Annotated in this window: 3 protein-coding genes; all 3 read right to left on the bottom strand. The window is 65.6% G+C overall.

Annotated elements, in window-relative coordinates; all coding sequences use genetic code 11:
• The coding region (locus tag J4E53_RS26070) for a condensation domain-containing protein (protein WP_207268213.1) at nucleotides 1-1847 on the bottom strand (1847 nt) is incomplete at its 3' end.
• Nucleotides 1847-12925 carry a non-ribosomal peptide synthetase gene (locus J4E53_RS26065; protein WP_207268212.1) on the bottom strand — a complete coding sequence of 3693 codons (11079 nt, stop codon included), beginning with the start codon at nucleotides 12923-12925 and terminating at the stop codon, nucleotides 1847-1849. The genes J4E53_RS26070 and J4E53_RS26065, both read right to left, overlap by 1 nt.
• Nucleotides 12926-14414: amino acid adenylation domain-containing protein (locus J4E53_RS26060; RefSeq protein ID WP_310650542.1), on the bottom strand; the 1489-nt coding region annotated here is incomplete at its 5' end.

The raw sequence follows: 14414 nt of genomic DNA, 5'->3' as shown, positions 1-14414 counted from the left end.
TGGTTGAGCAATGAACGTTGGGTCAGCAGCAGCTCGATGCCGCTGTCTTCGATCATGTAGGCCAGGCGGTCCTGGGGGAACGCCGGGTCCAGCGGCAGGTAGGCGCCGCCGGCCTTGAGGATCGCCAGCAGGCCCACCAGCATGTGCGCGCTGCGTTCCACGGCAATGCCCACCAGGACATCGGGGCCCACGCCGAGGCTCTGCAGCTTGCCCGCCAACTGATTGGCCCGGGCATTGAGTTGGCCGTAGCTCCAGCGCTCGCCGTCGATCACCAGTGCCGGGGCGTCCGGGGTGCACGCCGCTTGTCTTTCGAACAGTTGATGAACAAAACCCGCCTCGGGCGCCGGCGTCGGGGTGCGCTGGCCGTTGTCGAGCTGGGCCTGGCGCTCGGCCGCGTCGAGCAACGGCAATTCACCGATGCGCTGCGCCGGGTCGGCCACGATCGCCCGCAACAGGTTCTGCCAATGCCCGGCCATGCGCGCGATTGTCTCGGCGCCAAACAGGTCGGTGGCATAGATCAGCCCTGCCGAAAGCCCTTCACTGTGCTCCACGGTTTCCAGGGTGAGGTCGAATTGCGCCGTATGCGAATCCCAGCGCAGTTCCTCGACCTTCAACGCGCCGACCGGCCCCTCGCCCGCCGGGCCTTGGGTCCGGTGGTTGAACATCACTTGGAACAGCGGGCTGTGGCTCAGGTTGCGCTCAGGCTGCAACGCCTCGACCAGTTGCTCGAACGGCAGTTCCTGGTGAGCCTGGGCGCCCAGGGCTGTCTGTTTCACTTGTTGCAGCAAGGCGCCAAACGAATCCTGGCTCTGGACATCGCTGTCGAGCACCTGGGTGTTGACGAAGAAGCCGATCAGGCGCTCGGCCTCGACCCGGTTGCGGTTGGCCGTCGGCACGCCGACGCGAATATCGTTCTGGCCGCTGTAGCGATGCAGCAGCGCCTGGAACGAGGCCAGCAGGAGCATGAACAGGCTGACGCCTTCGCGCTGGGCCATGTGCTTGAGATCGCCGGCCAGTGCCGCGTCGATGGCCAGTTCCAGCCGCGCGCCGCGATAGCTCATTACCGCCGGACGCGGAAAATCGGTCGGCAGCTCCAGCATCGGCTGCTGGCCGCCCAAACGTGCGGTCCAGTATTCCAACTGACGCTCGCGCTCGCCCGCTTCCATCCAGTGCCGCTGCCAGATGGCGTAGTCGGTGTACTGGATCGGCAGCGCCGGCAATTGCGGCGCGCGGCCCTGGCTGAAGGCGGCGTAGCCGTCGACCAGTTCCTCGACCATCACCTGCATCGACCAGCCATCGGCCACGATGTGGTGCAAGGTCACGATCAGTACATGATCATCCGCCGCCAACCGCAGCAGGCGCGTGCGCAGCAGCGGCCCCTGTTGCAGGTCGAAGAGTTGGCGGGTTTCCCCTTCGATCAACTGGCGCAGCTGCATCTCGTCCGGCAACTGTTCCAGGGTGTCTGCCTGCAAACGCACTGGCGCCGCCGCATGTACCTGCTGCACCACCTGCTCGCCATGGGTCTGGAAGGTGGTGCGCAGGCTCTCGTGCCGGGCCACCAACGCGGTGAAACTCTGCTCCAGCGCAGCGATGTCCAGCGGCCCGCGCAAGCGCAGGGCCGTGGGCATGTGGTAGGCCGCGCTGTCGGGGTCCAACTGCCACAGGAACCATTGGCGCTCCTGGGCAAAAGACAACGACAGTGTGTCGAACTCGGCACTGACAGGCGGGATCGGCAGGTTCGCCGGGGAAACGTTCTCTTCGAGCATCTTCTGCAAGTACAAGCGACGTTTTTCCAGCGGCAGCGTTATGAAGCGCCTGGCAATACGTTGTGCGACAGCGGTGTCCATCAAACCTCCTCAAATTCATCGAGCAGCGCTTCAAGCTTGCTCAATTTCGACGTACTCATGGGTTCGCCGGCAGGCTCGAGTTGCGCCACGAACGCGCCGAGTACCGGGAATTGGAAAATCAGTTGCGGGGTCAAGGTCAGGCCCAGCTCCAGTTGCAGGCGCGAGACCACGCTCACCACCAGCAGCGAATGCCCGCCCAGCTCGAAGAAGTCGTCGCCAAGCCCGACCTGCTCGACCTTGAGCACGTCTTGCCAGATGGCCGCGACCCGGCATTCGAGGTCGCTCTGCGGTGCCAGGTATGCCGGTTGCAGGGCACGGGTGTCCGGTGCCGGCAAGGCCTTGCGATCGAGCTTGCCGTTGGGGGTCAGCGGCAAGCGGTCGAGGAAGACCCAATGGGTCGGCACCATGAAGTCCGGCACCTGGGCCGCCAGTCGCGCCTTGAGTCGGTCGCCCAGGCTGCCCTGGTCAAGAGGGCTGTCCTGGCCGACCAGATAGGCCACCAGGTTCGGCCCGCTCACGTCGTCCCGCGCCAGCACCACCGCATCGCGCACATCGGCATCGGCCTGCAGGCGCGCTTCGATTTCCCCCAACTCGATGCGCAGGCCACGGATCTTCACTTGGTGGTCGATCCGGCCGAGGTACTCGATCACCCCGTCGGCGCCATAACGGGCCAGGTCACCGGTGCGATACAGGCGGCCGCCCGGGGCTGGCGCGAACGGATCGGGAATGAAGCGTTCGGCGCTCAGTGCCGGTCGTTGGTGGTAACCACGGGCCAGGGAATCACCGGCGATGTGCAACTCGCCGACGGCGCCCACGGCGCAAGGCTGCAACGCCGCATCCAACACGTAGGTGCGCACGTTATCGATGGGACGGCCAATGGCGATGATCCGCTCGGCGTCGTCTTCGCTGCCACGCACCACGGCATGGCTGCTGGTGTCGATGGTCGCTTCGGTCGGGCCATACAGGTTGCGCAGTTCGCCATCGAACAGCGCCATGACCTGGCGCGACAGGTGCACGCTGAGGGCTTCGCCACCGCACAGCAGCAGGCGCAGGGAGGCCAGTTGCGCGCGGGTCGCCAGTGGCAGCAAGGCCTGCAACAGCGAGGGCGCCATTTGCAGCACGCTGATGCGCCACCGCGCCACGTCGGCCCAGAGGGTGGTCAGGTCGAGGTTCAGGTGCGGGCTGGCGAGCACCAGTTGCGCGCCACTCATCAACGGCAGCCAGAACTCCCAGACCGAGGCATCGAAACTGATCGCGGTTTTTTGCAGGACGCGGTCGGCGGCCGTCAGTTTCAGGCAACCCTGCATCCACGCCATGTGGTTGCTCAGGGCGGCATGGCGAAGGGTCACGCCCTTGGGCTTGCCGGTGGAGCCGGAGGTGTAGATCACATAAGCGAGGTGATCGCCGTCGATGGCCACGCCTGGGTCGCGCTCGCTGTAGCCGGCCAGCCATTGCCCAGGCTGATCCAACAGCAGCGCGTTCACGGCAGCGTCGCCGAACAGCGGCAGCACATCGGTCTCGGTGAGCAGCAAGGCGATGCCGCTGTCCTCGACCATGTACGCCAGGCGATCCCGGGGATAGGCCGGGTCCAGTGGCACGTAGGCGCCGCCGGCCTTGAGCACCGCCAGCAAGCCGACGACCATCTGCACGCTGCGCGACAGCGCCAGGCCCACCAGCACGTCGGGGCCGATGCCGCGTTCGATCAAGCCATGGGCCAGGCGATTGGCCCGGGCATTGAGCTGGGCGTAGGTGAGCGTCTCCTGCTCGCTGACCAGGGCGACCGCGTCGGGGGTGCTTCGGACCTGGGCCTCGATCCATTGATGGATCGGGCGCCGAGGCGGTTCCACCACCGAGGTGGCGTTCCAGTCGTGCAGCAGCCTGTCGCGGGCCACCGTGTCCAGCAATTGGATGTCGCCCACGCAACCGCCGGCCGGCAGGCTCACCATCTGCGCGAGCACGTGTGCCACCTGCTCAGCCAGGCGCTCGACGGTGTGTGTAGGGAAAGCAGCATGGGCATAGGTGAAGTGCAGGCTCAGGATGTCAGTTAGATTGACGGCCAGGGTCAACGGGAAATTAGTCTGTTCCTGGCTGGCCACGCTGCCGAAGCTCAAGCCCGAGGGCGCTTGCTCTTGCAGGGCCTGGGACACGGGGTAGTTTTCGAACACCAGCAAGGTGTCGAACAGACCGTCACCGCCCTGCCCGGCCCAGCGCTGGATCTCGAACAGCGGCGTGTGCTCGTGCTCGCGCAAGGCCACGTTCTGGCCCTGAATCTGTTGCAACAGTGCGCTCACCGCCTGCTCCGGGCGCGGGCTGGCGATCACCGGCAAGGTGTTGATGAACAGGCCGATCTGCTGCTCAACCCCCTTGAGCTCGCTCGGACGTCCCGACACGGTGGCGCCGAAGGCCACGGTGGCGTGCCCGGTGTAGTGCTGCAGCAGCAACAGCCAGGTCGCCTGGACGACGGTGTTGAGGGTGACTTTCTGCTGGCGGGCGAACTCGCTCAGGCGTTGGGTCTGCTGGGGCGTCAGGTCGTGATAGTGGCTGGCGTGGCTGCTTTCCGCCGTAGATTGCAGCGGAGCGACACGGGTCTCGGCCAGACGGGTCGGCGCCTCCAGGCTGTGCAATTGCTCCAGCCAGAAGGTTTCGCTGGCCTGGGCGTCGCGGCCTTGCAGCCAGGCGATGTAGTCCCGATACCGCCCGGCCTGGCGTGGCAAGGCCTGGCCGTCGTAGCGTTGCAGCACCTCGCCGAGCAACTGGGAGTTGCTCCAGCCGTCCATCAGGATGTGGTGATGGGTGTAGATCAGGTGATAACGCTGCTCAGCGGTGCGCACCAGCACCAGGCGCAGCAACGGAGCGCAGGCCAGGTCGAAGCCCTGCTCGCGCTCGGCGTCCGCCAGTTCGGCCAGGGCCTGGCCGACATCGGCACGGGCGCTCCAGTCCAGCGAGGTGAACGGCACGCGCACCTGCTTGTGCACCACTTGCACCGGGCGCTCGCTGCCCTGCCAGATAAAACTGCTGCGCAGGCTGTCATGGGCATCGACCGCCGCTTGCCAGGCCGCCTCGAAACGCCGTGGGTCGAGGCCTTCGATGTCCAGGCACATCTGGTTGATGTACTGGCCGCTGCCCGCTTCGTACAGGCTGTGGAACAACATGCCCTGCTGCATCGGCGCCAGTGGGTAAAGGTCTTCCACCCCGCGTGCCGACAACGCCAGGCCATCGAGTTGTGCCTGGGTCAGGCCGGCCAGGGGGAAATCCGCCGGCGTCATGCCCTGGCTCGTCGGGTCGCAGCAATGGGCGATCAACAGCGCCAGCTCATGGGCGTAGTCATCGGCCAAGCCCTGGATGGTCGCCGGTTCGAACTGCTGCGCACTGAACGTCCAGCCCAACCGCAGCGCGCCATCGAACACCTGGCCGTTGAGCGTCAGCCAATTGCCCAGGGTGGTCAGCGGGCTTTGCTCGTCGCCGGCGCTTTCGCTGGCCGGGCTGAACAAGGCACCTTGGGCCTGATCGAAACTGCCGTCGAACTGGCCGAGGTAATTGAAGGTGATGCGCGGCACCGGCAACGCCTCCAGGGCCGCCCGACTGGCGTCGTCGCCCAGGTAGCGCAGGGCACCGAAGCCCACGCCTTTGTCGGGAATCGTCCGCAGCCCTTGCTTGATCGACTTGATCGAATCCGCCAGCTCCACGGCCGGCGACAACCGGACCGGGAACAGGCTGGTGAACCACCCCACCGTGCGCGTCAGGTCGACATTGGCGAACAGCTCTTCGCGGCCATGGCCTTCGAGCTGGAGCAACAGGCTGTCGTGGCCGGTCCAGCGGCAGATCACCCGGGCCAGTGCTGTGAGCAGCAGGTCGTTGACCTGGGTGCGATAGGCCGCTGGCGCCTCTTGCAGCAACTGCCGGGTCAAGTGCGCATCCAGTCGCGTGTGAACGGTGACGGCCTCGCGGTTTTGCCCGGTCGCTTCGGGGTCGAGGCACGGCAGGTCGGTCGGCGCGTCGCGCAGTTGCCCTTGCCAGTAGGCCAATTGCTGCTGCAGTTGCGCACTACGCGCATGGGCCTGCAACTGCTCGGCGAACACCTTGACCGAACTGGTCTTGGCCGGCAGTTGCAGCGCTTGGCCGGCGAGCAGTTGCTGGTAGGCGGTTTGCAAGTCGTCGAACAGAATCCGCCACGACACGCCGTCCACCGCCATGTGATGAACCACCAGCAACAGGCGTTGGCTGCCATCGGCCAAGGTCGCCAGGACGCCGCGCAACAGTGGCCCTGCATGCAGGTCGAGGCTGCGCTGGGCCTGATTGGCGAGGGTTTCCAACGCGCTGGCATCGGCCACCTCACGCTGCCACAGCAAACCCTTGTCCGCCCAAGCCTGTTGTTGCGCGGCCACCTCACGGTGCTCGGCGCGCCAACCTTCGGCGGTTTCATTGAAGGACAAACGCAAGGCGTCGTGGTGCAGCACCAGCGCCTGCAAGGCCTGCTCCACCACGGATGCTTGCAACGGGCTGGCCGGTTTCAGCAACACCGACTGGTTGTAGTGGTGACGCTCGGGAATCGCCTCGGCGAAAAACGCCTGCTGGATCGGCAACAGTGGCGTCGACCCTTGGCTCGGCGCCTGATCGATGCCCGGCGCCTGTCCACCGGTCTGGGCGACGCTCGCCAGCGTCTGCACAGTCTGGTGCTGGAACAAGTCCTTGGGAGTAAAGCGGATGCCCGCCTGACGGGCGCGGCTGACCACCTGGATGGAGACAATCGAGTCGCCGCCCAGCTCGAAGAAGTTATCGCTCAGACCAACCCGTTCGACCTTGAGCACGTCCTGCCAGATCGCCGCGATCTGTTGCTCCAGTTCACTTTGCGGTGCCACATAGTCCTGCTGGACCTGGCTGGCGTCGGCGCTCGGCAAGGCCTTGCGGTCGAGCTTGCCGTTGGCGGTCAGTGGCCATTGCTCGAGGAACAGCAGGTGCGTCGGCACCATGTAGTCCGGCAGCTCGGCCTTGAGCTGGGTCTTGATCCGGTCACGCAAACCGGCTTGCTCCTCGCGGGGATCTGCCGGGATCACATAGCCCACCAGTTGCTGACCGCTCGGCCCTTCCTGGGCCAACACCAGCGCTTCGCGCACCGACGCCAGGGCGTTCAGGCGCGCTTCGATCTCGCCCAACTCAATGCGGAACCCGCGGATTTTCACTTGATGGTCGATGCGGCCGACGTACTCGATCACGCCATCGCTGCGGTACTGCGCCAGGTCGCCGGTGCGGTACAAGCGTGCGCCGCTTTCACCGAACGGATCGGGGATGAAGCGCAACGCAGTGAGGTCGCCACGGTTCAGGTAACCCCGGGCCAGGCCGGCGCGACCGACGTACAACTCACCGATGCAGCCTTTCGGCACCGGGTTCAAATCGCCGTCCAACAGGTACCACGACAGGTCGGCAATCGGCTCGCCAATCGGGCTGCTGGCGTCCTGTTCCAGGTCCGCCAGCGACAGCGGACGGTAGGTCACGTGCACGGTGGTTTCGGTGATGCCGTACATGTTGATCAATTGCGGAGCCGCGTCGCCGTACTTGTCAAACCACGGGCGCAGAGTCTTGACGTCCAGTGCCTCGCCGCCGAACACCACGTAGCGCAGGGCGTTGCTTCGTGAGTCGGCGCAGGCTTCATGCATCAACTGCTTGAACGCCGAGGGCGTCTGGTTGAGCACGGTCACCCCGGCCTCACAGAGCAGTTCGTGGAACTGCTGCGGCGAACGGCTGATGTCGTACGGCACGATCAACAGTTCACCGCCGTGGAGCAAGGCACCGAAGATTTCCCACACCGAGAAGTCGAACGCGTAGGAATGGAACAGGCTCCAGACATCCTCCGCGCCAAAGTTGAACCACGGCTCGGTGGCCTCGAACAGGCGCAGCACGTTGTGGTGCGGCAGCAAGGTGCCCTTCGGGTTGCCGGTGGAACCGGAGGTGTAGATCACGTAGGCGAGGTTCGCCGCGTCCATCACTACGTGAGGATCGCTGTCGGCAAAGGCGCTGACGTCGGCGTCCAACAGCAGCGTCTGCACGCCGTCCGGCACTGGCAATTGATCGACCAGGACCGCTTGAGTCAGCAGCAAGCGGATGCCGCTGTCCTGCATCATGTAGGCCAAGCGATCCTGGGGATAAGTCGGGTCCAGCGGCACATAGGCACCGCCGGCCTTGAGGATCGCCAGCAGCCCCACCAGCATGTCGAAACCGCGCTCGGCGGCCAATCCCACCAGGACATCCGGGCCGACGCCGTGGGCGATCAACTGATGGGCGCGGCGGTTGGCCTGGGCGTTGAGCTCGCCGTAGGTCAGGGTTTGGGCGTTGCAACGCAAGGCGATGGCATCAGGACGCAAACGCGCCTGTTCGGCAATGCGCTGATGCAGGCACGCCTCGCCCGGGAAGCTGCGCGGCGCCGGGTTCCATTGGGCGATGTGTTGCTGTTGCTCGGCCGCCGTCAGCAGCGGCAGTTCACCGATGCGTTGCCGGGGGTCGGCGACGATGCCGTGCAGCAGGTTCAGCCAGTGTTCGGCCAGGCGTTGCACAGTACTGGCGTCGAACAAGTCAGTGGCATAGGTCAGCGCCGCACCGAGTTCACCCTCGGCTTCCAGGGTGTCGAGGGTCAGGTCGAACTGGGCGGTCTGGCTTTCCCAGTCCTGGGCCTTGATGACCAGCCCGGGCAACGCCGGCAGTGCCTGGCGAGCAACGCTCTGGTGGTTGTACAGCACCTGGAACAACGGGCTGTGGCTCAGGTTGCGCTCAGGCCGCAGCGCCTCGACCAGTTGCTCGAACGGCAGGTCCTGATGGGCCTCGGCGTCGATGGCCGCCTGTTTGACCTGCGCCAGCAACGCACTGAAACGCTGCTGCGGATCGACCTCGGCCTTGAGCACCTGGGTGTTGACGAAAAAGCCGATCAGCCCTTCGGTTTCCACTCGGTTGCGGTTGGCGATCGGCACGCCGACACGAATGTCCGACTGGCCGCTGTAGCGATGCAACAAGGCCTGGAACGACGCCAGCAAGACCATGAACAACGTGCTGCCTTCGCGCTGGGCCAGTTGTCGCAGCTGTTGGCCCAGGGCCTGGGGCAGGTCGATAGCCAGGCGTGCACCGGCAAAGCTCTGCCGGGTCGGGCGCGGTCGGTCGGTGGGCAGCGCCAGCAACGGCTGCTCGCCCCCCAGCACATCGGTCCAGTACGCCAGTTGTTTTTCCCGCTCGCCGGCGTCCATCCACTGACGCTGCCACACCGCGTAATCGGCATACTGGATCGGCAGCTCGGCCAATGCTGGGGACTCACCCTGGCTGTACGCGGCATAACCCTGGATCAGCTCCTGCACCAGCAATTGCATCGACCAGCCATCGGAGACAATGTGGTGCTGGGTCAGCACCAGCACATGCTCGTCGGCCGCCACCCGCAACAGGCCAACCCGCAGCAGCGGGCCGTTTTGCAGGTCGAATGGCTGGGCGATCTGCTGGCGGACGAAGGCCTGGATCTGTTCATTGCCGCCGTCGAGAACCTGCGGAATCACTACCGGGTTCATCTGCCCGTGAATGACTTGGAACGCTTGCTCATCGACCTGGACGAAGGTAGTGCGCAGGCTCTCGTGGCGCTGCACCAGGGCGGCGAAACTCTGTTGCAAGGCCGGCAGGTCCAGGGCGCCCTGAATCCGCAGCGCCGCCGGAATGTGGTACGCCGCGCTGTGGGGCTCCATCTGCCAGAGGAACCACTGGCGTTGCTGGGCGTAGGACAGTGGCCGTTGCGGCTGGTCCCGGGAAAGACGCGGGATGCTCGCCGGCCGCGCCACGTCGCTGTCCACCAGCGCGGCCACACAGGCCTCAAGGCTGGCGTTCTCGAACAACTGGCGCAGTTGCAGGTTCAGGCCGAGGGCCTGGCGAATGCGCGAGACCATCTGTGTCGCCAGCAGCGAATGGCCGCCCAGTTCGAAGAAGTTATCGCTAAGCCCTACCCGCTCCACCTTGAGCACGTCCTGCCAGATCGCCGCGATCTGTTGTTCCAGCTCACTTTGCGGTGCCACGTAATCCTGCTGGACCTGGCTGGCGTCGGCGCTCGGCAAGGCCTTGCGGTCGAGCTTGCCGTTGGCGGTCAGCGGCCATTGCTCGAGGAACAGCAGGTGCGTCGGCACCATGTAGTCCGGCAGATCGGCCTTGAGCTGGGTCTTGATCCGGTCACGCAAACCGGCTTGCTCCTCGCGGGGATCTGCCGGGATTACATAGCCCACCAGTTGCTGGCCGCTCGGCCCTTCCTGGGCCAATACCAGCGCTTCGCGCACCGCCGCCAGGGCGTTCAGGCGCGCTTCGATCTCGCCCAACTCAATGCGGAACCCGCGGATTTTCACTTGATGGTCGATGCGGCCGACGTACTCGATGACCCCATCGCTGCGGTACTGCGCCAGGTCGCCGGTGCGGTACAAGCGTGCGCCGCTGTCGCCGAACGGATCGGGAATGAAGCGCAACGCAGTGAGGTCGCCACGGTTCAAATAGCCACGGGCCAGGCCGGCGCGACCGACGTACAGCTCACCGATGCAGCCTTTCGGCACGGGGTTGAGGTCGCCGTCCAGCAGGTACCACGACAGGTCGGCAATCGGCTCGCCGATGGGGCTGCTGGCGTCCTGTTCCAGGTCCGCTAGCGACAGCGGTCGGTAGGTCACGTGCACGGTGGTTTCGGTGATGCCGTACATGTTGATCAATTGCGGGGCCGCGTCGCCGTACTTGTCGAACCACGGGCGCAGGGCCTTGACGTCCAGGGCCTCGCCGCCGAACACCACGTAGCGCAGGGCGTTGCTTCGTGAGTCGGCGCAGGCCTCATGCATCAATTGCTTGAACGCCGAAGGCGTCTGGTTGAGCACGGTCACCCCGGCCTCACAGAGCAGTTCGTGGAACTGCTGCGGTGAACGGCTGATGTCGTAGGGCACGATCAACAACTCGCCACCGTGCAGCAGCGCGCCGAAGATTTCCCACACCGAGAAGTCGAACGCGTAGGAATGGAACAGGCTCCAGACATCCTGCGGACCAAACTGGAACCACGGCTCGGTGGCCTCGAACAGGCGTAGCACGTTGTGGTGCGGCAGCAAGGTGCCCTTCGGGTTGCCGGTGGAACCGGAGGTGTAGATCACGTAGGCGAGGTTCGCCGCGTCCATCACTACGTGAGGATCGCTGTCGGCAAAGGCGCTGACGTCGGCGTCCAACAGCAGCGTCTGCACGCCGTCCGGCACTGGCAATTGATCGACCAGGACCGCTTGAGTCAGCAGCAAGCGGATGCCGCTGTCCTGCATCATGTAGGCCAAGCGATCCTGGGGATAAGTCGGGTCCAGCGGCACATAGGCACCGCCGGCCTTGAGGATCGCCAGCAGCCCCACCAGCATGTCGAAACCGCGCTCGGCGGCCAATCCCACCAGGACATCCGGGCCGACGCCGTGGGCGATCAACTGATGGGCGCGGCGGTTGGCCTGGGCGTTGAGCTCGCCGTAGGTCAGGGTTTGGGCGTTGCAACGCAAGGCGACGGCATCAGGACGCAAACGCGCCTGTTCGGCAATGCGCTGATGCAGGCACGCCTCGCCCGGGAAGCTGCGCGGCGCCGGATTCCACTGGGCGATGTGTTGCTGTTGCTCGGCCGCCGTCAGCAGCGGCAGTTCACCGATGCGTTGCCGGGGGTCGGCGACGATGCCGTGCAGCAGGTTCAGCCAGTGTTCGGCCATGTGTTGCACGGTGCTGGCGTCGAACAGGTCGGTGGCGTAGCTCAGGGACGCGGCCAGCTCACCGTCGGTCTCGTGGGTGTCGAGGGTCAAGTCGAACTGGGCGGTGTGGGAACGCCAATCCAGGCTCTCGACCTGCAACCCCGGCAATTGCAGGGCTTGAGCCGCGCCGCTGCTCTGGTGGTTGAACATCACCTGGAACAGCGGGCTGTGGCTCGCCTGTCGCTGCGGCGCCAGTGCCTGCACCAACTGCTCGAACGGCAGGTCTTGATGGGCTTGCGCCCCCAGCGAAGCCTGCTTGACCTGGGCCAGCAATTGCTCGAAAGGCAGGTCGCCCTGCACCTGGGCATTGAGCACCTGAGTGTTGACGAAAAAGCCGATCAGGCCCTCGGTTTCCGGGCGGTTGCGGTTGGCGACCGGCACGCCGACGCGGATGTCCGACTGGCCGCTGTAGCGGTGCAACAAGGCCTGGAACGACGCCAGCAAGACCATGAACAGTGTCGAGGCTTCGCGCTGGGCCAAGTGCTTCAGGCCCTGGGTCAGCCCGGCGTCGAAGCGCAGGTCCAGGCGTGCGCCGCGATGGCTCTGTACCGCCGGGCGCGGGCGGTCCGTCGGCAACGGCAGGACTTCGCCGCCATCGCCCAGCCGTTCGGTCCAGTAGGCCAGTTGCCGCTCCAGCTCACCGGCCTCCATCCATTTGCGCTGCCAGATCGCATAGTCGGCGTATTGGATCGGCAAGGCTGCCAGGGTCGGCGCCTGACCGCTGCGGTGGGCAGCGTAGAGCTGGACCAGGTCGTTGACCATGATCCGAGCGGACGCGCCATCGCAAATGATGTGGTGCTGGGTCAGCACCAGCACATGGTCGTCCGCTGCCAGTTGCAGCAGCTTGACCCGCAGCAGTGGCCCTTGCTGCAGGTCGAACAGCCCGGCGATTTCGTCATCGATCAGGGCTGTGAGCGCGGACTCATCCAACACCACCACCGGCTCGATCGCCAGGCTCAAACGCGCCTGCACCACTTGTCGGGGCCCTTGTGCGCTGTCGACGAACACCGTACGCAGCACGTCGTGACGGGCCAGCAAGGCGTCGAAGCTGCGTTGCAGCGCAGGCAGGTCGAGAGCGCCGCGCAGGCGCAGCGCCGTGGGCACATGGTAGGCCGCGCTGTGGCGGTCCAGTTGCCAGAGGAACCACTGGCGCTCCTGGGCGTAGGACAGGTCGAGGGTCTCGAACTCGTCGCGCATCGCCGGGATCGGCAACGTCGCCAAGCTCATGTTTTTGCTGTGCAGCTTGTGCAGGAACGCTTGCCGTTGGGCGAGCGGTAAACGGATGAATCGCTGAACCAGAGACAGGTTATCGAGCTGAGTCATTCAAAGGGTCTCCAGGTCTGCCAGGAAGTCATGCATCTCACTCAGGTCTGCGCTGGAGTGAGGGGTCAGGTGGGCCGCCAGTTGTGCGGCGTAGTCGGCCAGGGACGTGGTGCTGAACAGCAAGTCCAGGGGCACCGCGGCGCCCTGTTCCATTTGCAGGCGCGCCGTCGCTTGCGTCGCCAGCAGGGAATGCCCACCCAGTTCAAAGAAGTTGTCGTCGCGCCCTACCCGTTCGAGCTTGAGCACGTCTTGCCAGATGTCGGCGATGCCCTGTTCGAGGGCGCCCTGTGGCGCCACGTAGGCACGCAGCAGTTGCTGGGCGTCCGGCAGCGGCAGGGCCTTGCGGTCGAGCTTGCCGTTGGGGGTCAACGGGAAGCGTTCGAGCAGCAGCCAGTGCGCCGGCATCATGTAGTCGGGCAGCAAGGGCGCGAGCTGCGCCTTGAGGGCTTCGCGCAGGGCCGTGGGTTCGGCAGTCTCTGGATCGGTGGCCACCAGGTACGCCACCAACTGCAGGCCGCCCGGCCCGGGTTGTGGCACCACCACGGCTTCGCGGATCGCTTCCTGGGCCAGCAGGCAGGCTTCGATTTCCCCCAGTTCGATGCGGAAGCCGCGGATCTTCACCTGATGGTCGACCCGGCCGATGTACTCGATCACGCCGTCGCCACGCTGGCGCGCCAGGTCACCGGTGCGGTACACCCGCGTGCCATTGCCGAACGGGTCCGGCAGGAATCGCTCGGCGGTCAGCGCCGCCCGGTCGTGGTAACCCCGCGCCAGGCCGTCGCCGCCAATCAACAGTTCGCCGATCAGCCCGACCGGGTTCGGCGCGAAATGATCGCCGACGACGTACAGCGACGTGTTGGCGATCGGCCGGCCGAGGTACGGCACGCGGTGCTCTTGAGTCAAGCGGTAGGCCGCCGACCAGATGGTGGTTTCGGTCGGGCCATACAGGTTCCAGACCTCGCCGGCGACATCGAGCAACCGCTCGGCCAGGTCCTCGGCCAACGCCTCGCCACCGCACAGGCATTTGCGCCCGGCCAACAAACCGGACGCCGGGTGGTCGAGCAACATGCGCCAGGTCGATGGCGTGGCCTGGACCACGCTGACCTGTTGCCGGTCGATGGTCTTGAGCAGCGCCTCGGGGTCGTGGGCACTCTGCTTGTCCACCAGCACCACACAGGCACCGCTCAACAGTGCGCCGTAGAGTTCCAGGCCGAAGATGTCGAACGAGAACGTGGTCAGCGACAGCACCCGGTCACGGGCGGCGATGCCCGGTTCACGGGCCATGCTGGCGACAAAGTTCACCAGCGCTTCATGACGCACCATCACGCCCTTGGGCTTGCCGGTGGAACCCGAGGTGTAGATGGCGTAGGCCAAGTGCTCCGCATCCAAGCGCGTCGCCGGCGCCTCGCCGGCATAACCGTCGAGCCAGCCCCCCTCCTGATCCAACACCAATGTCTTAACGCCAACCCCACCCCCTGTGGGAGCGAGC

The organism is Pseudomonas sp. FW305-28 (assembly GCF_017351395.1).
Taxonomy (GTDB): Bacteria; Pseudomonadota; Gammaproteobacteria; order Pseudomonadales; family Pseudomonadaceae; genus Aquipseudomonas; species Aquipseudomonas fluorescens_AA.
This window is presented reverse-complemented; position numbering and strand designations above follow the sequence as displayed.